The 22,003-nt window shown below is 68.8% G+C and carries 19 protein-coding genes and 1 tRNA gene; 18 read left to right on the forward strand and 2 right to left on the reverse strand.

Annotated elements, in window-relative coordinates:
- Positions 1–11: 11 nt before the first annotated feature.
- From ilvD to FVO59_RS13035, 5 genes are all read left to right on the forward strand, one after another.
- A complete protein-coding gene (gene ilvD / locus FVO59_RS13015) occupies positions 12–1,718 on the forward strand; it encodes a dihydroxy-acid dehydratase (RefSeq protein ID WP_182256821.1) in 1,707 nt (568 codons plus the stop codon).
- 34 nt (positions 1,719–1,752) lie between these two features.
- Positions 1,753–3,555 carry an acetolactate synthase large subunit gene (locus tag FVO59_RS13020; RefSeq protein ID WP_182253013.1) on the forward strand — a complete coding sequence of 601 codons (1,803 nt, stop codon included), beginning with the start codon at positions 1,753–1,755 and terminating at the stop codon, positions 3,553–3,555.
- A gap of 3 nt (positions 3,556–3,558) precedes the next feature.
- Entirely contained in the window at positions 3,559–4,068 is a 510-nt protein-coding gene (gene ilvN / locus FVO59_RS13025; protein ID WP_182253014.1) for an acetolactate synthase small subunit, read from the forward strand.
- 38 nt (positions 4,069–4,106) lie between these two features.
- Positions 4,107–5,135, forward strand: coding sequence for a ketol-acid reductoisomerase (gene ilvC, locus FVO59_RS13030; RefSeq protein ID WP_182253015.1), 1,029 nt, complete (start codon positions 4,107–4,109; stop codon positions 5,133–5,135).
- Positions 5,136–5,221: 86 nt separating this feature from the next.
- On the forward strand, positions 5,222–6,487 hold the full coding sequence (locus FVO59_RS13035; RefSeq protein WP_182253016.1) for an alpha-L-fucosidase: 1,266 nt from the start codon (positions 5,222–5,224) through the stop codon (positions 6,485–6,487).
- Positions 6,488–6,564: 77 nt separating this feature from the next.
- On the opposite strand, the gene FVO59_RS13040 is transcribed toward FVO59_RS13035, so the two are convergent.
- Positions 6,565–7,515, reverse strand: coding sequence for a hypothetical protein (locus FVO59_RS13040; RefSeq protein WP_259363240.1), 951 nt, complete (start codon positions 7,513–7,515; stop codon positions 6,565–6,567).
- 43 nt (positions 7,516–7,558) lie between these two features.
- Between FVO59_RS13040 and FVO59_RS13045 the strand changes: the two genes are divergently transcribed.
- From FVO59_RS13045 to serA, 3 genes are all read left to right on the forward strand, one after another.
- On the forward strand, positions 7,559–8,047 hold the full coding sequence (locus FVO59_RS13045) for a hypothetical protein (protein ID WP_182253017.1): 489 nt from the start codon (positions 7,559–7,561) through the stop codon (positions 8,045–8,047).
- Positions 8,044–8,397, forward strand: coding sequence for a hypothetical protein (locus FVO59_RS13050; protein ID WP_182253018.1), 354 nt, complete (start codon positions 8,044–8,046; stop codon positions 8,395–8,397). Before FVO59_RS13045 ends, FVO59_RS13050 begins: the two co-directional genes overlap by 4 nt.
- A 141-nt stretch (positions 8,398–8,538) precedes the next feature.
- Positions 8,539–10,158, forward strand: a complete 1,620-nt coding sequence (serA, locus tag FVO59_RS13055) for a phosphoglycerate dehydrogenase (protein ID WP_182253019.1) — start codon at positions 8,539–8,541, stop codon at positions 10,156–10,158.
- Between the two features lie 30 nt (positions 10,159–10,188).
- On the opposite strand, the gene FVO59_RS13060 is transcribed toward serA, so the two are convergent.
- Positions 10,189–10,758: a TetR/AcrR family transcriptional regulator gene (locus FVO59_RS13060; protein ID WP_182253020.1), complete on the reverse strand. Its 570-nt coding sequence runs from the start codon at positions 10,756–10,758 to the stop codon at positions 10,189–10,191.
- A gap of 84 nt (positions 10,759–10,842) precedes the next feature.
- Between FVO59_RS13060 and FVO59_RS13065 the strand changes: the two genes are divergently transcribed.
- The 10 genes from FVO59_RS13065 to FVO59_RS13110 all read left to right on the forward strand — a co-directional run bounded on the left by FVO59_RS13065 (position 10,843) and on the right by FVO59_RS13110 (position 21,923).
- Positions 10,843–12,372 carry an MFS transporter gene (locus FVO59_RS13065; RefSeq protein ID WP_182253021.1) on the forward strand — a complete coding sequence of 510 codons (1,530 nt, stop codon included), beginning with the start codon at positions 10,843–10,845 and terminating at the stop codon, positions 12,370–12,372.
- A 94-nt stretch (positions 12,373–12,466) separates the two neighbouring features.
- Positions 12,467–13,516: a 3-isopropylmalate dehydrogenase gene (locus FVO59_RS13070; protein WP_182253022.1), complete on the forward strand. Its 1,050-nt coding sequence runs from the start codon at positions 12,467–12,469 to the stop codon at positions 13,514–13,516.
- A 46-nt stretch (positions 13,517–13,562) separates the two neighbouring features.
- A complete protein-coding gene (locus tag FVO59_RS13075) occupies positions 13,563–14,666 on the forward strand; it encodes a branched-chain amino acid aminotransferase (protein WP_182253023.1) in 1,104 nt (367 codons plus the stop codon).
- A gap of 234 nt (positions 14,667–14,900) precedes the next feature.
- On the forward strand, positions 14,901–15,881 hold the full coding sequence (locus FVO59_RS13080; RefSeq protein WP_182253024.1) for a hypothetical protein: 981 nt from the start codon (positions 14,901–14,903) through the stop codon (positions 15,879–15,881).
- 209 nt (positions 15,882–16,090) lie between these two features.
- On the forward strand, positions 16,091–16,867 hold the full coding sequence (locus FVO59_RS13085; protein WP_182253025.1) for a fumarylacetoacetate hydrolase family protein: 777 nt from the start codon (positions 16,091–16,093) through the stop codon (positions 16,865–16,867).
- Positions 16,868–16,872: 5 nt separating this feature from the next.
- Complete coding sequence (locus tag FVO59_RS13090) at positions 16,873–18,126, forward strand: MFS transporter (protein WP_220465679.1); 1,254 nt, start codon at positions 16,873–16,875, stop codon at positions 18,124–18,126.
- On the forward strand, positions 18,123–18,923 hold the full coding sequence (locus FVO59_RS13095; RefSeq protein WP_182253027.1) for a class I SAM-dependent methyltransferase: 801 nt from the start codon (positions 18,123–18,125) through the stop codon (positions 18,921–18,923). Before FVO59_RS13090 ends, FVO59_RS13095 begins: the two co-directional genes overlap by 4 nt.
- Before the next feature lie 12 nt (positions 18,924–18,935).
- On the forward strand, positions 18,936–20,441 hold the full coding sequence (gltX, locus tag FVO59_RS13100) for a glutamate--tRNA ligase (protein WP_182253028.1): 1,506 nt from the start codon (positions 18,936–18,938) through the stop codon (positions 20,439–20,441).
- Positions 20,438–21,751, forward strand: a complete 1,314-nt coding sequence (locus FVO59_RS13105) for a threonine/serine exporter family protein (RefSeq protein ID WP_220465680.1) — start codon at positions 20,438–20,440, stop codon at positions 21,749–21,751. The genes gltX and FVO59_RS13105 overlap by 4 nt, the downstream gene beginning before the upstream one ends.
- Before the next feature lie 100 nt (positions 21,752–21,851).
- Positions 21,852–21,923 (forward strand) — tRNA-Gln (locus tag FVO59_RS13110).
- Positions 21,924–22,003: the final 80 nt, after the last annotated feature.

The raw sequence follows: 22,003 nt of genomic DNA on the forward strand, positions 1-22,003 counted from the left end.
CTCAGCCCGCCATGCCCGGAGCCCAGCCAGAAATCGACATCAAGCCGCGCAGCCGCGTCGTCACCGACGGCATCGAGGCGACCACCTCGCGCGGCATGCTCCGCGCAGTGGGCATGGGCGACGCCGACTGGGACAAGCCGCAGGTCGGCATCGCATCGAGCTGGAACGAGATCACCCCCTGCAACCTGAGCCTCGATCGGCTCGCGCAGGGCGCCAAGGAGGGCGTGCACTCCGGCGGCGGGTACCCGCTGCAGTTCGGCACCATCTCCGTCTCGGACGGCATCTCGATGGGGCACGAGGGCATGCACTTCTCACTCGTCTCGCGCGAGGTCATCGCCGACTCGGTCGAGACCGTGATCATGGCCGAGCGTCTCGACGGCACCGTGCTGCTGGCCGGCTGCGACAAGTCGATCCCCGGCATGCTCATGGCGAGCGCGCGACTCGGTCTCTCCAGCGTGTTCCTCTACGCCGGGTCGATCGCGCCGGGCTGGGTGAAGCTCTCGGACGGCACCGAGAAGGACATCACGATCATCGACTCGTTCGAGGGCGTGGGCGCGTGTCGCGCCGGCCGCATGTCGGAGGAGGACCTCAAGCGCATCGAGTGCGCCTTCGCTCCCGGCGAGGGGGCGTGCGGAGGCATGTACACGGCCAACACGATGGCATCTGTCGCAGAGGCGCTCGGCCTGAGCCTGCCGGGATCGGCCGCGCCGCCGGCTGCCGACCGCCGCCGCGACTACTTCGCGCACCGCTCCGGCGAGGCCGTCGTGAACCTGCTGCGTCAGGGCATCACGACCAAGGACATCCTCACCAAGGAGTCGTTCGAGAACGCGATCGCGCTGGCCATGGCGCTCGGCGGCTCGACCAACGTCGTGCTGCACCTGCTGGCGATCGCCAACGAAGCCGGCATCGAACTGTCGCTGCACGACTTCAACCGCATCGGCAGCCGCACCCCGCACGTGGCCGACATGAAGCCCTTCGGCAAGTACGTCATGAACGATGTCGACCGCCACGGGGGCATCCCGGTCATCATGAAGGCGATGCTCGACGAGGGCCTCATTCACGGAGACGCGCTCACCGTCACCGGCAAGACGGTGGCCGAGAACCTGCGCGATCTCAACCCGGACCCGGTCGACGGCGACGTGATCCACACCTTCGCCGACCCGATCCATGCATCCGGCGGCATCACAATCCTGCACGGATCCCTCGCGCCCGAGGGCGCGGTGGTCAAGTCGGCCGGCTTCGACGCCGACGTGTTCGAGGGCCCGGCGCGCGTGTTCGAGCGCGAGCGGGGTGCGATGGACGCGCTGGCGGCAGGCGAGATCAACCCGGGTGACGTCATCGTCATCCGCTACGAGGGCCCCAAGGGCGGACCAGGCATGCGCGAGATGCTCGCCATCACCGCGGCCATCAAGGGCGCTGGCCTCGGAAAAGATGTACTACTCTTGACGGACGGACGATTCTCAGGCGGCACAACCGGCCTGTGCATCGGCCACATAGCACCCGAAGCGGTGGACGCAGGTCCTATCGCCTTCGTGCGCGATGGTGATCTGATACGGGTCGATATCGCGGCTCGCTCCCTCGAGCTACTCGTCGAGGAGGCTGAGCTGAGCTCCCGCCGGGAAGGCTGGGAGCCTCTTCCCCCGCGCTATACCCGTGGCGTCCTCGCCAAGTACTCCCGTCTCGTGCGCTCCGCCGCGCAGGGCGCGGTGACTGGCTGACCATCTGACGACGCAGATCATCAAGGATGAGCAAATGACTTCTGAATCCGCGCCCGCCGTGCCGCGGCCGCCCGCACGCCCTTCCGCAGCCCCCGAGATCTCCGGGGCCGAGGCCGTGGTCCGTTCGCTCGAGAAGCTCGGCGTCACCGACGTCTTCGGCATCCCCGGCGGTGCGATCATGCCGGTCTACGACCCGCTCATGGACGCCTCGGGTCTGCGTCACGTGCTCGTGCGCCACGAGCAGGGCGCCGGCCACGCGGCCGAGGGGTACGCGTCGGCCACGGGCAAGGTCGGTGTCTGCATCGCCACTTCGGGCCCAGGCGCCACCAACCTCGTCACCGCCATCGCCGACGCCTACATGGACTCGGTGCCGATGGTGGCGATCACCGGCCAGGTGTTCTCGACCCTGATGGGCACCGACGCGTTCCAGGAGGCCGACATCGTGGGCATCACGATGCCGGTGACGAAGCACTCGTTCCTGGTCAAGACCGCCGAGGACATCCCCGGCGCCATCGCAGCGGCGTTCGAGATCGCCTCGACCGGTCGTCCGGGCCCGGTTCTCGTCGACATCACGAAGGACGCGCAGCAGCAGACGGCGGCCTTCGTGTGGCCGCCGAAGGTGGACCTCCCGGGGTACCGTCCCGTGACCAAGGCACACGGCAAGCAGATCCAGGCTGCAGCGACACTGCTCGCCGAGGCCAAGAAGCCCGTGCTCTACGTCGGCGGCGGCGTGATCCGCGCCGGCGCCTCGGCCGAGCTGCTGACACTCGCCGAGTCGACTGGTGCGCCGGTGGTCACCACGCTGATGGCGCGCGGGGCCTTCCCCGACTCGCACCCGCAGCACCTCGGCATGCCGGGCATGCACGGCACGGTTCCCGCCGTCCTCGCGCTGCAGGAGTCCGACCTGATCGTCTCGCTCGGCGCCCGCTTCGACGACAGGGTGACAGGCAAGGCGGCGCTGTTCGCCCCTGACGCCAAGGTCGTGCACGTCGACATCGATCCGGCGGAGATCTCGAAGATCCGCACGGCGACCGTGCCGATCGTCGGCGACGTGCGCGATGTGCTCGTCGATCTCGACACCGCATTCCGCGGTGCGATCGCCGGCGCCAAGCCCGACACCGAGGAGTGGTGGTCGTACCTCGACGGCCTGAAGGCGGAGTTCCCGCTCGGCTACGCACAGCCCGAGGACGGACTGATGTCGCCGCAGTACGTCATCCAGCGCATCGGCGAGCTGACCGGGCCCGAGGCGATCTACGCCGCAGGCGTCGGCCAGCACCAGATGTGGGCGGCGCAGTTCATCAAGTACGAGCGTCCCAACTCGTGGCTGAACTCGGGCGGTGCCGGGACCATGGGCTACTCGGTCCCTGCCGCCATGGGAGCAAAGGTCGCCGAGCCCGACCGCGTCGTGTGGTCGATCGACGGCGACGGATGCTTCCAGATGACCAACCAGGAGCTCGCGACCTGCGTCATCAACCAGATCCCGATCAAGGTCGCGATCATCAACAACTCGTCGCTGGGTATGGTGCGCCAGTGGCAGACGCTGTTCTACGACGGTCGCCACTCGCACACCGACCTCAACACCGGCCACGGCACGGTGCGCATCCCCGACTTCGTCAAGCTCGCCGAGGCCTACGGCTGCCTCGCCCTGCGGGTGGAGAAGGAGGAGGACGTGGACGCCGCGATCCAGACGGCGCTCGAGACCAACGATCGTCCTGTCGTGATCGACTTCGTCGTGAGCGCGGATGCGATGGTGTGGCCCATGGTGCCGCAGGGCGTCAGCAACAGCTACATCCAGTACGCGCGCGACCACGCCCCGGCATTCGATGAGGAGATCTGAGCCATGTCCACACACGTGCTGAGCCTTCTCGTCGAAGACACACCAGGCATCCTGACCCGCGTCGCCGGGCTGTTCGCGCGCCGCGGCTTCAACATCCACTCCCTCGCGGTCGGCGTGACGGAGGTCGCGGGGATCTCGCGGATCACCGTCGTCGTCGACGTCGAGGCCCTGCCCCTCGAGCAGGTGACCAAGCAGCTGAACAAGCTGGTCAACGTGATCAAGATCGTCGAGCTCGAGCCGTCGACGTCGGTCCAGCGGGAGCACATGCTCATCAAGGTGCGCACCGACAACAACACCCGTTCGAACGTGCTCGAGATCGTGAACCTGTTCCGCGCGTCGATCGTCGACTACGCCCCGGATGCCGTGGTGGTCGAGGTCACCGGGGACCAGGGCAAGGTGCAGGCGCTGCTGCGCGCCCTCGAGCCCTTCGGCATCAAGGAGCTGGCCCAGTCGGGTCTGCTGGCGATCGGCCGGGGCGGCAAGAGCATCACAGAGCGTGTCCTGCGCGGCTGACAAGAACTTACGAACCACTAGCAAGGAGAAAGAACACCGTGAGCACCGAGATCTTCTACGACGCGGACGCCGACCTCTCGATCATCCAGGGCAAGAAGGTCGCCATCGTCGGCTACGGCTCGCAGGGCCACGCCCACGCCATGAACCTTCGCGATTCCGGCGTCGAGGTGACCATCGCCCTCAAGGACGGCTCGAAGTCGATCGCCAAGGCCGAGGAGGCGGGCTTCCCCGTCAAGAACGTCGCCGACGCGGCCGAGTGGGCCGACCTCATCATGATCCTCGCGCCGGACCAGCACCAGCGCACGATCTACAACGAGTCGATCAAGGACAGGCTGACCGCGGGCAAGGCTCTCGCCTTCGCGCACGGCTTCAACATCCGCTTCGGCTACATCGACGCTCCCGAGGGCGTCGACGTGATCCTCATCGCCCCGAAGGCTCCCGGACACACGGTGCGCCGCGAGTTCGTCGCCGGCCGCGGCATCCCCGACATCATCGCCGTCGAGCGCGACGCGTCGGGCAAGGCATGGGACCTCGCCCTCTCGTACGCGAAGGCCATCGGCGGCACCCGCGCCGGCGTCATCAAGACGACCTTCACCGAGGAGACCGAGACCGACCTGTTCGGCGAGCAGGCCGTGCTCTGCGGTGGCATGAGCCACCTCGTCCAGGCCGGCTTCGAGACGCTCGTCGAGGCGGGCTACCAGCCGCAGATCGCCTACTTCGAGGTGCTGCACGAGCTCAAGCTCATCGTCGACCTGATGTGGGAGGGCGGCATCGCCAAGCAGCGCTGGTCGATCTCCGACACCGCCGAGTTCGGCGACTACGTCTCGGGCCCGCGCGTCATCGACGCCGGTGTCAAGGAGCGCATGCAGGGCGTTCTGGCCGACATCCAGTCGGGTGCGTTCGCGAAGCGCTTCATCGAGGACCAGGACAACGGCGCCGAGGAGTTCCTGTCGCTGCGCGAGAAGGAGCAGGGCCACCCGATCGAGGCGACCGGCAAGGAGCTTCGCTCGCTGTTCGCGTGGAAGTCGCAGGACGAGGACTACGTCGAGGGCAGCGCCGCGCGCTGACATCGTCCGCAGGGGGAGGCATCCGGTTCGCCGGGTGCCTCCCTTTCGCATCCGCGCCCATGATCGCCGTGCGGAAGGATGGAGGCATGCGACAGCAATGGTTCGACGACGCCCGGTTCGGCATGTTCGTGCACTTCGGTGCCTACAGTGTGGCCGCACGGCACGAGTGGGTGCAGAACTACGAGCGGCTCACCGACGACGAGTACCGTCCGTACATCGATCACTTCGACCCCGATCGATTCGACGCGCTGGCCATCGCCCGCCGAGCGAAGGCCACCGGCATGGGGTACGTCGTGCTCACCGCGAAGCACCATGACGGCTTCTGCCTGTTCGACTCAGCGCTCACCGACTTCACCTCCCAGATGGTCTGCGGGCGCGATCTCGTGCGCGAGCACGTCGAAGCCGCGCGTGCGGAGGGGCTGCGGGTGGGGATCTACTACTCGGTGATCGACTGGCACCACCCGGACTTCACGGTCGACTGGAACCACCCGCGCCGAGATGACGAGAACGCATCCGACCTGAACCGGGGCCGGGACATGGCTCGATACCGCGACTACCTCCATGGGCAGGTCCGCGAGCTGCTGACCCGCTACGGTCGCATCGACTACCTGTTCTTCGACTGGACGTACCCCGAGGCGCGCGACGGATGGCAGGGCAAGGGGCCGCAGGACTGGGACGCGGAAGCGCTGCTGGCGCTGTGCCGCGAACTGCAGCCGGAGATGCTCGTGAACGACCGTCTCGGCATCCCGGCCGACTTCGTCACCCCCGAGCAGTACCAGCCGACCTCGCCGCTCGTCGACGAGACGGGGGAGCGGCAGATCTGGGAGGCATGTCAGACGCTGAACGGGTCCTGGGGCTATCACCGTGACAACACCGACCAGAAGTCGGCGACCCTGCTCGTTCAGATGCTCGCCGACTCGGTGTCGATGGACGGCAACATGCTGCTGAACATCGGCCCGGACGGGCGAGGCGCGATCGCGCCGCGCGATGGGCGGACGCTGGATGAGATCGGCGACTGGATGCTGCTGCACCGGGACGCCATCATCGGTGCAGGCCATGCCGATCTGCGCCCGCCCCGGGAGGGGGTCTACACACGACGCGGTGACAGGCTCTACCTGCACCTGTTCAGCTGGCCGCTGGGCTTCGTGCACCTGCCGGATCTCGCGGGCCGTGTCTCGTTCGCACGGCTGCTGAACGACGGATCCTGGCTGAAGACCTCGACGTCCGACCCCGATCAGCGGGCCGAGAACATAACGCCCGCGGGCGAAGCGGAGGGCACCCTCACGGTGCATCTGCCCGTTCGCCGCCCCGACGTGCTCGTTCCGGTGATCGAGCTGACCCTCAGAGAATGAGCGCCGGCTTCACGGCCAGATGAGAAGCGCACCTCCGGATGCCTCCGGAGGTGCGCTTCTCATCTGCCTGGAGGCGATCAGCCCTCGGCCGGTGCATCCTCGATCTCGATCGGCGCCTCGCCGTCGGCCCACTCGGGGGCCGGCAGCGTCACGGTCTGCCCGCCCTGGATCTGCCGCAGCGCGTCGGCGATCTCCGTGGCGTTGGTCGGAACCGCCAGCCCGCACTTCTCGAGCTCAGACGCGAACTTCAGCGTGAGGCGCTCCTTGCCGGCTTCGACGGCCTGCGCGGTCGTGCCGTACTTGATCTCGCTGCCCGTCTGGATGTCGGAGACGGTGTCGCACACGTGGTAGACGGCGCCGCCGTCGACCCAGGTGACCTCGTCCTCGCCCAGCAGCTGGATGACCGTCGACTGGTCGGCCGTGTACTTCTCGACGGAGGGCGGGTTGAAGTCGACGCCGACGATCGCGGCGATGACCGCGAGCACGATGCCGAGAGCGCCGGCGATGGTCTTCTGACCCTTGTCCATGTCCTTGTTCAGGAAGATCAGGATGATCAGCGGCAGGAAGGCCACGATCGCGATGATGGCGCCGAGCTGGTTCTGCACGAAGAAGCGCACCGTGTCGGACTTCTTCGCGGGATCGAGACGGTTCGCCTTCTTCCACAGGATCGAACCGATGATCGAGAGCGCCGCGATGACCACGAGCAGCACGATCAGGGTGACGAACGCCCACTGCGGGAACACCGCCTCGCTGCCGCCCTCGACGAGCAGGCCCGTCTCGGGATCGCGCATCAGCTTGCCGTCACCGCCGGTGACCTCTCGCTGACGCAGCAGCCAGAAGATCGCGACGGCCTCGGCGGCGATGGCAAGCGCCCACAGCACCGCAGCGATCCACCGCAGCGTCGTCGACTTCTTCTTCGCCTCGGCGGTCGGCACCCACGTGCGCTCCGTCGCGCCGCGTTCGTCGCCCGGCTCGGCGACCTGCCTGCTGTTCTCTGCCACTTTTCCTCCCCAGGAGTTGTCGACCATGAGCCTAGTGGGATGGCACCGTTCGCGTGAGTACGCTGGAGAGATGAATTCCCACCCCGAGGACGACGCACTCAGCTGGGAGGGCGACGACGCGCTCGAAGCGCGCAGGCCCGAGCCCGCCCGTCGAGCCTCCGCGCCGACTCCGGAGAGCGTTCCGACGATGAGCGAAGCCGCACGTCAGGGGGCGGTGGGTTCCGGGGAGGGCGTTCCGGATGCTGACGACGAGCCTCAGGGCATCGGCACCGTCACCCTCGTGATGCTCGGCATCCTCGGCGGCGTCTACCTGCTCTATACGATCGGCTGGGCGATCGGGGGAGTCGGCATGCAGGCGAAGGCGATGTTCATGCTGCCGGGGCCCCTCTACCTCGCGAGCATGTGGATCGCCGTGCTCGCTCCCGCCCTGTGGTTCGTCGCGACGGTCATGCTCACCCGTGGAGCGAAGGACTGGGTGCGCATCAGCACGCTCGTCGTCGGGGCCGCTCTGCTCGTGCCCTGGCCGTTCGTCGTCGCCGGGGGAGGGGGAGCACTGTGAACGACAGCGCGCACTCCGCGGCGGCCGCGCCTACGGCATCCCGTCTGGCCAGCATGATGCGCGGCTTCGTGACCGGCCTCGTCGGTCTCGCCTACGCATTCCTCGTGTGGAATGCGACCTTCTACCTGATCGAGATGGCGCAGGCCGGCATCAGCGGATACGGGTGGACCGTGCTGCTGATGCCCGTGATCGTGCCGATGATCGTCTTCGTCGTCGCGCTGCTGCTCACCCGGCGGCGCACTCTCGGCGTCTTCATCGTCACGATGCTCGCAGGGCTCGGCGTGAGTGCCGTCTTCTGGCTGGACACCCTCAGCTTCGCCCTGCGCAACGGAGCCTCGCTGCTCGGCTGAGCTGCGACGACGCCGCAGCCGTCACGGCCCGTCACACGGTCGGGGCGGTCGACGGTGCTGAGGTAAAGTGTGTCGCGATTGCGCCCCGACGGCGTGCGGCGCATCGGCTGACCCCCTCCCGTCCTGCCCCGAAGGATATCTGTGCCGAACAACACCGCCACCAAGCCCGTCGTCCTGCTCGCAGAGGTGCTCTCGCCCGCGACGATCGAGGCACTCGGCCCCGACTTCGACGTGCGCGAGGTCGATGGAACCGACCGCGAGGCGCTGTTCGCAGCCCTCGCCGACGCCGACGCGGTGCTCGTGCGCTCGGCCACGCGCATCGACGCCGAGGCGCTGACCCACGCACCGAAGCTGAAGGTGGTCGCCCGCGCGGGCGTCGGACTCGACAACGTCGACATCAAGGCCGCGACGGCCGCTGGTGTCATGGTCGTCAACGCCCCGACGTCGAACATCGTGTCGGCGGCCGAGCTCACCGTCGGCCACATCCTGAGCCTCGCCCGTCGCATCCCCGCCGCCCACGCCTCGCTCTCGGGTGGCGCATGGAAGCGCAGCTCGTTCACCGGCGCCGAGCTCTTCGAGAAGACCGTCGGCATCATCGGCCTCGGCCGGATCGGCGCGCTCGTCGCCGCGCGCCTGAACGCCTTCGACATGCGCGTGATCGCATACGACCCGTACGTCACCAGCGCCCGCGCTCAGCAGCTCGGCGTGCAGCTCGTCACGCTCGACGAGCTCGTCGCGGAGTCGGACTTCATCACGATCCACATGCCGAAGACCCCCGAGACGACGGGGATGATCGCCGCCGAGCAGTTCGCGGCGATGAAGCCGACGGCGTTCGTCGTCAACGTCGCCCGCGGTGGTCTGATCGATGAGGCCGACCTGCACGAGGCGCTCGTCGCAGGCGAGATCGCAGGCGCGGGTCTCGACGTCTTCACCTCTGAGCCGCCGGCCGAGGGAAGCACGGCTCAGGCTCTGCTCGGCCTCCCCAACGTCGTCGTCACCCCTCACCTCGGTGCGAGCACCGATGAGGCGCAGGAGAAGGCCGGCGTCTCCGTCGCGCGCTCGGTGCGCCTCGCGCTCGGCGGCGACCTCGTGCCCGACGCCGTCAACGTCGCCGGCGGCGTCATCGACCCGTACGTTCGTCCCGGCATCCCGCTGGTCGAGAAGCTCGGCCAGATCTTCTCCGCGCTCGCGCAGTCGCCGATCACCAGCCTCGACATCGAGGTGCACGGCGAGCTCAACAACTACGACGTGAGCGTGCTTCGTCTCGCAGCTCTCAAGGGCGTCTTCACCAACATCGTCAGCGAGACCGTGTCGTATGTGAACGCCCCGCTGCTCGCAGAGCAGCGCGGCATCGCAGTCCGTCTGCTGCAGGACGAGATCAGCGAGGAGTACCGCAACGTCATCACGCTGCGCGGCGCACTCTCAGATGGATCGCAGCTGGCGGTCTCGGGCACCCTCACCGGGCCGAAGCAGATCGAGAAGCTCGTGTCGATCAACGAGCATGCGATCGAGCTCCCGATCGAGAAGCACCATGTCGTGATGCTCTACACCGACCGCCCCGGAATCGTGGCCGTGTACGGCCAGAAGTTCGGCGACGCAGGCATCAACATCGCAGGCATGCAGATCGCGCGACAGGCCGCAGGCGCTCAGGCGCTCAGCGTGCTGACCCTCGACTCGCCCGTCTCCGACGAACTGCTCGAGGACGTCAGCGTCGCGATCGACGCCGATCTGTTCCGCCAGATCGAGATCGCCGAGGTCTGATCGAACGGCTCCGACGACGCGGGCTCCGGATCACTCCGGGGCCCGCGTCGTCGCATCCACCACGAGGGCGACCAGCTGCTCGAGGGCCGCACCGGTGGGGACGAACTCGCTCATCGCGTTCAGCTCCTCGCCTGGTTCGGCGAGGGAGTTGTTGAAGTACAGGCCGTCGCTGAGCAGCATGACCAGGTCGAGCGCGGTCTCGTCGCGCACGTGCGGACGGATCGCCTCGGCCCAGCGGGTGCGCACGTCGCGCAGAGCGTCGGATGCCGCGGCGGATCCGCCCTGTGCGAGGCGCGTCACCGCGATCAGTGCTCGGTCGAGGTCGTCATCCTCCATGACGGAGGTGCGCACGTAGTACGAGATGGGCCCGTCGTCGGCGGCGGCCATCCGCTCGAGGTCGTCGTCGGTGAGCGAACCCAGACGCGCGACGAGGCCGGCCGTCAGATCGTCCTTCGAGGCGAAGTGGTAGAGAAGCCCGCCCTTGGAGACGCCCGCCTCGCGGGCGACGGCCTCGAGAGTGGCCGCGCGTTCACCCTCTGAGATGAGGATGCCCTGGTAGGCGTCGAGCACGCGCTCGCGTGCCAGTGGGGGACGAGGCATCGTGTCTCCTGATCGTCGGCTTCTGTGTTACTGTACCATCCGGACGGTTTAGATACAGTCGTCCCTCTCACGAAAGGTGCAGCCATGTCCATCACAGCCACGATCAGGCTCTCCCAGGACGACGGCGCGCGCGTCGGCGCCCGGGGGTGGGCTGCGCTGGCCGTGCTGATGCTGCCCGTGCTGCTGGTCTCGGTCGACAACACCGTTCTCAGCTTCGCCCTGCCCGAGATCTCGCTCGCGCTGCGTCCGAGCGGCGCCGAGCAGCTCTGGGTGATCGACGTCTACTCGCTCGTGCTCGCAGGGCTGCTCGTCACGATGGGCGTGATGGGCGACCGCTTCGGACGGCGCCGGATGCTCTTCATCGGCGCCACGGGATTCGCCGTGGTCTCGGTGCTGGCCGCATTCGCCCCCACGGCAGGACTGCTCATCGCCGCCCGCGCCGCACTCGGCTTCTTCGGCGCCATGCTGATGCCTTCGACCCTGTCGCTGCTGCGCTCGATCTTCCCGAACCGCGATCAGCGTCGACTCGCGATCGCGATCTGGGCATCCGGGTTCTCGGCCGGATCCGCGCTCGGTCCCGTCGTCGGCGGATTCCTTCTCGAGCACTTCGCGTGGGGATCCGTGTTCCTCATCGCCGTCCCCATGCTCGTCCCGCTGCTCATCGGCGGCTACTGGCTGCTGCCCGAGAGTCGCGACCCGAACCCGGGTCGGATCGACCCCATCGGCATCCTCCTGTCGATGGCCGCCATGCTGCCGGTCGTCTACGCGATCAAGTCGTTCGCGGTAGACGGACCCACCTTCACGGCCGCCGGACTCGTGCTCGCCGGCCTGGTGATGGGCTGGCTGTTCGTGCGCCGGCAGCTGCGCGCCGAGACGCCGATGCTCGACATGAGCCTCTTCCGCCGCGGAGGTTTCAGCGGGGCGATCCTCGTGAACCTGCTCAGCGTCATCGCCCTCGTCGGCTTCCTCTACTTCGTGCCGCAGCAGCTGCAGCTCGTGCTCGGGCTCTCGCCGATGGTCGCCGGTCTCGCCCTCGTGCCCGGCATGGCCGCGATGATCATCGCAGGCCTGAGCGTCGTGCCGATCTCTCGCCGCGTCCCGCCGCACATCGTCGTGCCCGCAGGCCTCCTGCTGTCTGTCGGCGGGTACCTGGTCGTCGCGCTGACAGCGCAGGCGAACAGCGTCGCGTGGCTGATCCTGGCCTTCGTGATCCTGGGCATCGGCATCGGCGCGGCGGAGACCATCTCGAACGAGCTGATCCTCGCGCACGCCCCGGCCGAGAAGGCCGGAGCGGCGAGTGCCGTGTCCGAGACCGCGTACGAGCTCGGCGCCGTGCTCGGCACCGCCGTGCTCGGGGGAATCATCACGGCGTTCTACCGCGGTGCGCTGGCCATCCCGACTGGCGTGCCGGAGGAGTCCGCCGCACAGGCCCGAGAGACGCTCGCGGGCGCCTACGCGGCCGCGCAGGAGCTGCCGGCGGCGCAGGCGGATGCCCTCTGGCAGGCGGCCGCGCACGCCTTCGACTCGGGCATCGTCACGACGTCTCTGATCGGAGCTCTGCTCGTGGCTTCCGCCATCGCCGTCGCCGCGACCACGCTTCGCCCGAGCCGCTGACATCCGGCGTAGCGGCCCGCATCCGCGCCGCTACGCTGGAAGGCAGTGTCCGCGGCGACCCGCGTTGCGGACGAGCAGGGCCCCAAGGAGACTCATGTCGCGCGTCGTGAAGCTGGCCGTCATCCCCGGTGACGGAATCGGACGAGAGGTCATCGCCCAGGCGGGGCGCGTGCTCGACGCGGTCACCGCCGGCGGCGACGTGACCTTCGAGAAGACTCCCTTCTCACTCGGCGCCGACCGCTACCTCGCGACGGGTGACACGCTCACCGACGACGACCTCGCGGCCATCCGCTCGCACGATGCGATCCTGCTCGGCGCCGTCGGCGGCACGCCGGGCGATGAGCGACTGAAGGACGCGAACATCGAGCGCGGTCTGCTGCTGAAGCTGCGCTTCGAGCTCGACCACTACGTCAACCTCCGTCCGTCGAAGCTGTTCCCCGGTGCATCCGGACCGCTCGCGAACCCGGGTGAGATCGACTTCGTCGTGGTCCGTGAGGGCACCGAGGGGCCGTACGTCGGCAACGGGGGTGCGATCCGCAAGGGCACCCCGCACGAGGTCGCCAACGAGACCAGCGTGAACACGGCCTTCGGAGTCGAGCGCGTCGTCCGCTACGCGTTCGAACTCGCGGAGCGGCGACGCAGGAAGCTCACCCTGGTGCACAAGACGAACGTGCTCGTGCACGCCGGGGCGATCTGGAAGCGGATCGTCGACCAGGTGTCATCCGAGCATCCGGACGTCGCGGTCGACTACCTGCACGTCGATGCCGCCACCATCTTCCTCGTGACCGACCCGGCGCGATTCGACGTGATCGTCACCGACAACCTCTTCGGCGACATCCTCACTGACCTCGCCGGTGCCGTCACCGGCGGCATCGGCCTGGCAGCCTCGGGCAACATCAACCCCGACGGCGCATTCCCCTCGATGTTCGAGCCGGTGCACGGCTCGGCGCCCGACATCGCAGGGCAGCAGAAGGCCGACCCGACCGCAGCGATCCTGTCGGTCGCCCTGCTGCTCGACCACCTCGGCCTGCGCGACGAATCCGCGCGCGTGCAGCAGGCGGTCGAAGCCGACATCGCGAGCCGTGACGGCGCTCGCACCACCGCCGAGACGGGCGACGCGATCATCGCCCGGCTGCAGGCGTAATCTGAGAACACGCGCGCACCGCCGCCGCATCCGACAGAGGACAGACATGACCGACACCGCCACCACAGCCAGCCCCGACGCCGCTGAGCTCACGTTCGCCGTGACGAAGAACCTCGCAGCGAAGAGCCCCGCCCAGCGCGAGGAGATCCTGCAGAACCCGGGGTTCGGAACGAACTTCACCGACCACATGGTCGACATCTGCTGGTCGGAGAAGGGCGGCTGGCACCGCCCGCGCGTTCAGCCCTACGGCCCCATCGCGCTCGACCCTGCCGCTGCCGTGCTGCACTACGGACAGGAGATCTTCGAGGGCATCAAGGCCTACCGGCACGCCGACGGCTCGGTGCACACCTTCCGTCCCGACCGCAACGCCGAGCGCCTGCGCCGCAGCGCCCGCCGCCTCGCGCTGCCCGAGCTGCCCACCGAGCACTTCGTGCAGTCGATCCGCGAGCTGATCGCAGTCGACGGCGCCTGGGTGCCCTCCGGCGCCGACCAGAGCCTGTACCTGCGCCCGTTCATGTTCGCCAAGGAGGCGTTCCTCGGGGTTCGTCCGGCGAAGAAGGTCGCCTACTACCTGATCGCCTCGCCCGCCGGCGCGTACTTCACCGGCGGCGTGAAGCCCGTGCGGATCTGGCTGTCGAAGACCTACGCCCGCGCCGGAAAGGGCGGCACAGGAGCGGCCAAGACGGGCGGCAACTACGCGTCCAGCCTGCTTCCCCAGGCCGAGGCCTCTGCGCAGGGCTGCGATCAGGTCGTCTTCCTCGACCAGGACGGCAACGTCGAAGAGCTCGGCGGCATGAACGTCGTGTTCGTCTACAAGGACGGCCGAGTCGTGACTCCCGAGTCCGACAGCATCCTCGAGGGCATCACGCGCGACTCGCTGCTGCAGCTGGCCGAGGACCGCGGGCTCACCGTCGAGCGCCGGGCCGTGTCGCTCGACGAGTGGCGTCGGGGTGTGGCATCCGGCGACATCGTCGAGGTGTTCGCCTGCGGCACGGCCGCCGTCGTGACTCCGATCGGCGCCCTGGTCTCCGACGACTTCGAGGACCAGCAGCCGCTCGGCGAGCTGGCACTGTCTCTGCGTGAAGAGCTCACCGACATCCAGTACGGCCGGCGTGAGGACAAGCACGGCTGGCTGGTGCGGGTCGACTGACCCGGTCTTCCTTCTTCCCACTTCCTTCTTCCCACTTCCTTCGTCCTTCGCCGACACCCCTACTTGCTGCCGACACCCCCAGGTGCGGCCGCCCACAGGTAGGGGTGTCGGCATTATGTGGGGGTATCGGCGCAGGGGTCTCGGCCCGCGAGATTCGTTCTGCACAGTCGGGATACTGCGTCACGGCATGTGGATGGACGCGTTCCGTCCGGCGCGGCGAAACATGATATCGGGATGCGGCACCGAATCGACATCGTGCAAGCTCGAGCACTGCTGCGAACGAGGCAGCAGCTCCTGGCAGCAGGCAGGACCGTTCGCGAGCTTCGCGCGGATGTCGCCGGCGGACGGCTGATCAGGCTGCACCGCGGTGCGTATGTTCACGCCGAGGACTGGGCGGGGCTGTGGTGGGAGGGTCAGCATCTGCTGAAGGTGTTGGCGGTGCGCGCCGCCAGCCCAGGCGACGGACCGGTGTTCAGCCATGCCTCGGCGGCCGTGCTCTGGGGGCTGCCGCTGTATCGAATGGGTGACATGCCCGTGCAGATCGTGATCGACGGGACTCGGCACAGTCGCCTGATCGCGGGAGTCGTTCGGCGCGACATGCAGCTCGCGGCGGGGGATGTGGACGAGATCGACGGATTCCGGCTCACATCCCTGACCCGCACCACGTTCGACGTCGCACGGACCGCCGCCTTCGACACGGCAGTCGCATGCGCCGACGCTGGGCTGAGGCACGTCTGCGTCACGGGTCAGTCGGTAGCGGCGGACGCGGATGCGCAGTGGCGATCGGATGCCATGAATCTCGCGCGGCCCGGGCTGCGCGGTGTCAGGCAGGCGCGCGATGTCATCCGCTTCGCGGACGGGCGTGCGCAGCTGCCGGGGGAGAGCGTCAGTCGGGTTCGCCTTCGTCAGCTCGGCTTCTCGCAATACGAGCTTCAGATTCCGATCACTGGGGCAGGGGGGAACCAGTACTGGGTCGACTTCGGATTCCCGCGATCGCGCACCTTCGGCGAGTTCGATGGTGAGGGCAAGTACGTCGACGCGGCTCTGCGGGGTGCATCGACCGCGCAGGCGGCAGTGCTCGCCGAGAAGCAGCGCGAGGACGACATCAGAGGTGTCACCGGGTGGAGGTTCGCCCGCTGGGGATACGACGACATCCGCACGCCGGATGCCCTCGGCGCCCGCCTCGCGGCCTTCGGCATCCGTCCACCCGGCTGACTGTCCACCCTGCTCACCCTGCTCGTCGCGGCCCACCGTGCTCACCCCGGCCCCGCTGCCCCGCTGCCGATACCCCTACTTGCTGCCGACACCCCCAGCTGCGGCCGACCACAGTTGGGGGTATCGGCACTAGCTAGGGGTCTCGGCGGATTGTGGGGAGATTGGGGGGAGGGAGAGAGGGGGACGGGGGGCGGGGATAGGCTGACGGGGTGAAGATCGCGCGTTTCAGTCACAACGACGGCATCCGATACGGCATCCTCGACGACACCGACATCGTCGTGCTCGACGGTGACCCGATGTTCGCCGGATACGAGCCGACGGGGGAGCGCGTGCCGGTCGCCGATGTCGCGCTGCTGGCACCGGTCATCCCGCGTTCGAAGGTGGTCTGCGTCGGCCGCAACTACCACGACCACGCGGCGGAGTTCGGCAACGTCGCCCCCGAGGAGCCCCTGCTCTTCCTCAAGCCCAACACGGCCGTCGTCGGCCCCGGCGACACGATCGTTCGGCCCACCATCTCGGAGAGGACCGAGTTCGAGGGCGAGCTCGTCGCCGTCATCGGCCGCATCGCCAAGAACGTGAGCGCAGAGAACGCGCTCGACTACGTCTTCGGCTACACGATCGGCAACGACGTGACCGCACGCGACCTGCAGCGCAAGGACGGTCAGTGGACTCGAGGCAAGGGCTTCGACACCTTCTGCCCCCTCGGCCCGGTCATCGAGACCGAGTTCGATGCGGACGCGGCGCGACTCGAGACCCGAGTGAACGGCGAGGTCCGCCAGCAGGCGCCACTCACCGACATGATCCACTCGGTCGCAGACATCATCGCGTACGCCTCCGCGGTCTTCACGCTGCTTCCCGGCGACGTGATCATGACGGGAACCCCCGCGGGCGTCGGCGAGATCGTCGCCGGCGACGCCGTCGAGGTCGAGATCAGCGGCATCGGCGTGCTGCGCAATCCGGTGCGCGACGCCGCGCCCGCAGCGTGAGCGCGGTGGCCACGCCGCCGATCGGCGACCTGCGCGCCATCCAACGCCGCACCGTCGGCGTGCTCGCCGCCGGGCAGGTGCTCGGCGGAATCGCGTTCGGTGCGACCGTGTCACTGGGCGCGCTGCTCGCCGCCGACCTCTCGGGCGACGATGCGCTGTCGGGGCTGGCGACCGCCTCGGTCACCCTCGGTGCCGCCGCCTTCGCGATCCCGCTGGCCCGATTCGCTGCGCGACGCGGACGCCGAATGTCGCTCACCGCCGGCAACCTGCTCGCCCTCGTCGGCATCGGCATCGTGATCGCCTCCGCCGGCCTGCGCGTGTTCCCGCTGCTGCTGGTCGGCATCATCATGATCGGCATGGGCAACGCAGGCAACCTGCAGTCGCGCTTCGCCGCCACCGACCTCGCCGCGCCCGCGCACCGAGGACGCGACCTGTCGATCGTCGTGTGGTCGACGACGGTGGGCGGGGTGACGGGACCGCTGCTGCTGCCGATCGGCGAAGAAGTCGGAGCGGTGATCGGGATGCCCCCGCTCACCGGCTCATACCTGTTCTCGCTGATCGCGCAGGCCGCGGCGCTCGTGCTGTACGTGATCGCGCTGCGACCCGACCCGCTGCTGACGGCGATGAGCCTCGCGAACTCGGCCGCGAAGAGCGCGGTTCTCGGGGCTGACGTCGATCGTCCCGTCGTCGCGCGATACGCGATCTTCGCTGTGTCGGGCTCGCACGCGGTCATGGCATCGGTCATGGCGATGACGCCCATCCATCTCAAGCACATGGCGCACGGCGGCGGCCACGGCACCACGCACGAGGTCACGCTGCTGGTGGGCGTGACCATCGCCCTGCACGTCGCCGGCATGTACGGCCTGTCTCCGCTGTTCGGCGTGCTCGCCGACCGTTGGGGGCGAGTCCGCGTGGTGCTGCTCGGCCAGGCGGTGCTGGCTGCATCCCTCGCGACGGCGATCATCGCGGGCGCTCACCCCGCCGGGGTCATGACGGCCCTGATCCTGCTCGGTCTCGGCTGGAGTGCGGCCACGGTCGCCGGGGCGGCGCTGCTCACGGAGTCGTCGACGGTGCTGATGCGCCCGCGCCGTCAGGGCATCAGCGACTCGCTGATGAGTCTCACCGCAGCGGTCGGGGCCGCCGGCGCCGGCATCGTGCTCACCGAGTTCGGCTATGCCGGGCTCGCCACGGTCGCGCTCGTGCTCGTCATCGCGATCACGGCGCTGTCGCCGCTCGGGCGCGTGCGCGGAGCCGCGTGAGCTGGGCCGGCACGGGCGAGGCGTACGCCGCGTCATACGCGGCTTTGTGCGCAGGCACGGGGGAGAGACTCCGGGAGATCGCGGGGCCCGCTCGCGACCGAACGCTGCTCGACGTCGGTGCGGGCGATGGAACCCTCGCCGCCGCGTGGACGCACGCCGGATGGCAGGTCACCGCCGCTGAGCCCGAGCCCAGCATGCGCGAGGCCGCCGCTGCCAGGCATCCGGACCTGCGTCTCGTCGCCGACGGGCTGCCCGGGCTGACGTTCGGCGACCGTGCGTTCGACATTGTCACGGCGAACTTCGTGCTCAACCACGTGCCGGACCCGCGTGCCGCGGCAGCAGAGCTGCGGCGGGTGGCAGACCACCTCGTGATCGCCACGACCTGGTCGTCGTCGCCGACGACGCTGTGGGCCGATGTGATCGCACGTGCGGGCCTGCCCCGGGCATCCGGTGCGCGGCTGCCGGCCGAGAAGGATTTCGAGCGCACCTCCGACGGATTCGCGCGCATGCTGGCCGACGCGGGGTGGCACCCGGAGGTGGACGAGCTCACCTGGACGTGGCTCGCCGAGCCCGACGCCCTGTGGCGATCGGTCGCCGGGGGAGTGGCGGGCGCCGGCGCCTACTACGCCACGCTCGCCGACACCGATCGCAGGCGCTTTCGTGCCGCCTTCGACGAGCTCGTCGCCGATCGGCTCGACGGCGGCCGGATGCCGATCACGCAGACGGCGGCGATCGCCGTCGAACGTCTCGGCCGACGACGCTCGAGCGCGCCGGTCGCGGGCATCCGCCCCCGGTAGAATCGAGGGGATATGGCTACTGTGCACCCCCTCACCACCACCGCCACCGGATCCGACGTCCGCGTGCGCTTCTGCCCCTCGCCGACCGGCCTGCCGCACGTCGGCATGGTGCGCACGGCCCTGTACAACTGGGCGTACGCCCGCCACAACGGCGGCAAGCTCGTGTTCCGCATCGAGGACACCGATGCCGCACGCGACAGCGAGGAGAGCTTCCGTCAGCTGGTCGACGCGCTCACCTGGATGAAGATCGACTGGGATGAGGGCGTGGAGGTGGGCGGCCCGCACGCGCCGTACCGTCAGTCGGAGCGCCACGACATCTACCGCGGCGTGATCGAGAAGCTGCTGGCGACCGGAGCCCTGTACGAGAGCTACTCGACGGCGGAGGAGATCGACGCCCGCAACGAGGCGAACGGCCGCGCGAAGCAGCTCGGCTACGACAACTTCGACCGCGACCTCACCGACGAGCAGAAGGCGGCTTTCCGCGCCGAGGGTCGGCAGCCGGCGCTCCGCCTGCGCGTGCCGGACGAGGACCTCACCTATGTCGACCTGATCCGCGGCGAGGTCACCTTCCCCGCCGGGTCGTTCCCCGACTTCGTCGTCGTGCGCCCGAACGGCGTGCCGCTGTACACGTTCGTGAACCCGGTCGACGATGCGCTGATGGGCATCACTCACGTGCTGCGCGGCGAGGATCTGATGCCGTCCACCGCGCGTCAGCTCGCGCTCTACGACGCACTGATCCAGGCCGGCGTCACCACGTTCGTGCCGCGTTTCGCCCACATGCCGCTTGTGCTGGGCGAGACGGGCAACAAGAAGCTGTCCAAGCGCGACCCACAGGCCGATCTGTTCCTGCACCGCGAGCGCGGCTTCATCCATGAGGGACTGCTGAACTACCTCGCCCTGCTCGGCTGGTCGATCGCCGCCGATCGCGACGTGTTCTCGCTCGACGAGTTCATCGCCGCGTTCGACATCGCAGACGTCAACCCGAATCCGGCGCGCTTCGACCAGAAGAAGGCCGAGTCGATCAACGGCGATCACATCCGCATGCTCGAGGGCAGGGACTTCGCCGAGCGGATGCTGCCGTATCTCGCCGCGGCCGACGTGTTCGGGGGCGAGCCGACCCACGAGCAGATCGTGCTCGCCTTCCGTGCCGCGCCTCTCGTGCAGGAGCGCATGCAGCTGCTGGGAGAGTCGGCCGGCATGCTCGGCTTCCTGTTCACCGAGAACGTGTCGTACGAGGCCGACGCGCTCAAGGGCCTGCCCGCGAACGCCGCCGAGGTGCTCGAGGCGAGCGTCGCGGCTCTCGAGCCGGTCGAGGAGTTCACTCCGGATGCGATTCAGGCGGCGCTCTCGGCGAAGCTCGTCGACGAGCTCGGGCTCAAGCCCCGGGTCGCCTACGGCCCGCCCCGCGTCGCCCTGACCGGTCGCCGCGTCTCGCCGCCGCTGTTCGAGTCGATGGAGCTGCTGGGCAAGGACGAGTCGCTGCGGCGACTGCGTGCGCTCGCTGACTTCCTGGCGTGAGCCGCCAGGCGCCCGACGCCGTGATGCCGGCCGCCGAGACGGATGTGATCCTCGGCGACCTGGGCGTCCTGCTGCTCGAGTGCGGCACGTCGGTGACCGACGTGCGCGGATCGCTCGAGCAGGTGAGCCGCCGGGCCGCCCCTGAGACGACGCTCGAGTTCGCGATCCTTCCAGAGATGGTGATGGTAAGCCGGCCGGGGGCGGCGTCGGCCACCACCACGGTGATCGGCAAAGGCGAGGCGCTGACCTTCCGGCAGTCGGCACGTGCCAGCAGGCTCGTGCGCGATCTCGAGATGGGCGCCTTGCCGTTGTCCGCGGCGCCCGCACGCATGGCTGCGATCCGCTCGACGCCGCGCCGGATGCCAGGGGTGCAGAGCGTCATCGGCTGCGGGCTGCTCTCGGTATCGCTGGCGGTGCTGTTCCGCTGTCCATGGTGGGCGGCGCTGCTCGCGCTGCTCGTCGGCCTGCTGGTCGGCGGACTCACGATCCTGATGATGCGGGTGCGCGCGGCCGCCGCGGTGGCCCCGTTCGTGTCGTCCTTCGCCTCGACGCTGCTCGTCGGCGTCGTGGCGAACGCGCTGGATCTCGGGCCGGTGCCGCTGTTCGCGGTGTGCGCCCCCGTGGCGATCCTCGTGCCCGGCGCCCTGATCACGAACGCCCTGCTCGAACTGACATCGACCGACATCGTCACGGGTGGATCGCGGCTGATGTATGGGCTCATCATGCTTGCGTTCATGGCTGCGGGGCTGTACTCCGGGGCGTCGCTCACCGGGCTGCGGGTCGACTCGGCATCGGCGGCGCTGGTGGGTGAGGCCGTTCATCTCACGACCGAGAGCCGCGGATGGGATGCCCTGCCGCCGGCGTGGACGGCATGGTTCGTCGTCATCGTGCTGGCCGTCGGGATCGGGCTCGCGTTCGGGTCGGGCTTCAGGCTGACGGTCGTGTGCATCGTGGTGATGACAGGCACCTATGCGGTGCTCGCGTTGTTCAGCCCACTGGTCGGCAGCGTCGTGGCGACAGGAATCGCGGCCGCGGTGCTGTTCGTCGCGGCGCGCGTGCTCGAGCGCGTGACCCTCGCCGTGCCGGCCACCGTGTCGTTCCAGCCCGCGTTCCTGCTGCTCGTGCCTGGCACCGTCGGGCTCGTCTCGCTGGCGAGCTTCGACGCGCAGGCACTGGCATCAGCCCCGATGATGTTCCTCAGCCTGTGCATCGGCACGAAGGTCGGCGCGCTCCTGGCAGACCTCGCGCGCATCACCCGGTCAACGGTGTTCCTTCGTTGGGCCAGGCCCGCACGCATGGGGGAGCTGTGAGACGATCACGCGCGCCACGCCCGGGGAACCTGTGCCGATTCGCCATCTGCGCGCAGCTCGGGTAAGCTTGACTCTCGGTGCGAGGCTCCGGTTTCGCCCTTGGGGTATGGTGTAATTGGCAACACGGCTGATTCTGGTTCAGTTGTTCTTGGTTCGAGTCCAGGTACCCCAGCAGTGAAAAACCCCCGCTCAGGCGGGGGTTTTCGCGTTTCCGGACTGCCGGGTTCCGCGCTCTCGGCGCAGATGTTGCGC

Source organism: Microbacterium esteraromaticum, from assembly GCF_014084045.1.
In the GTDB taxonomy this organism is placed as follows: Bacteria; Actinomycetota; Actinomycetes; order Actinomycetales; family Microbacteriaceae; genus Microbacterium; species Microbacterium esteraromaticum_D.

Bases quoted from the DNA above. Each gene is read 5' to 3' on its own strand.
- FVO59_RS13070 (WP_182253022.1), top strand. From the start codon at position 12,467: ATGTCGCGCGTCGTGAAGCTGGCCGTCATCCCCGGTGACGGAATCGGA.
- gltX (WP_182253028.1), top strand. From the start codon at position 18,936: ATGGCTACTGTGCACCCCCTCACCACCACCGCCACCGGATCCGACGTC.
- ilvD (WP_182256821.1), top strand. From the start codon at position 12: ATGCCCGGAGCCCAGCCAGAAATCGACATCAAGCCGCGCAGCCGCGTC.
- FVO59_RS13060 (WP_182253020.1), bottom strand. From the start codon at position 10,758: ATGCCTCGTCCCCCACTGGCACGCGAGCGCGTGCTCGACGCCTACCAG.
- FVO59_RS13040 (WP_259363240.1), bottom strand. From the start codon at position 7,515: ATGGTCGACAACTCCTGGGGAGGAAAAGTGGCAGAGAACAGCAGGCAG.
- FVO59_RS13065 (WP_182253021.1), top strand. From the start codon at position 10,843: ATGTCCATCACAGCCACGATCAGGCTCTCCCAGGACGACGGCGCGCGC.
- ilvN (WP_182253014.1), top strand. From the start codon at position 3,559: ATGTCCACACACGTGCTGAGCCTTCTCGTCGAAGACACACCAGGCATC.
- FVO59_RS13075 (WP_182253023.1), top strand. From the start codon at position 13,563: ATGACCGACACCGCCACCACAGCCAGCCCCGACGCCGCTGAGCTCACG.
- FVO59_RS13045 (WP_182253017.1), top strand. From the start codon at position 7,559: ATGAATTCCCACCCCGAGGACGACGCACTCAGCTGGGAGGGCGACGAC.
- FVO59_RS13020 (WP_182253013.1), top strand. From the start codon at position 1,753: ATGACTTCTGAATCCGCGCCCGCCGTGCCGCGGCCGCCCGCACGCCCT.
- FVO59_RS13035 (WP_182253016.1), top strand. From the start codon at position 5,222: ATGCGACAGCAATGGTTCGACGACGCCCGGTTCGGCATGTTCGTGCAC.
- FVO59_RS13080 (WP_182253024.1), top strand. From the start codon at position 14,901: ATGCGGCACCGAATCGACATCGTGCAAGCTCGAGCACTGCTGCGAACG.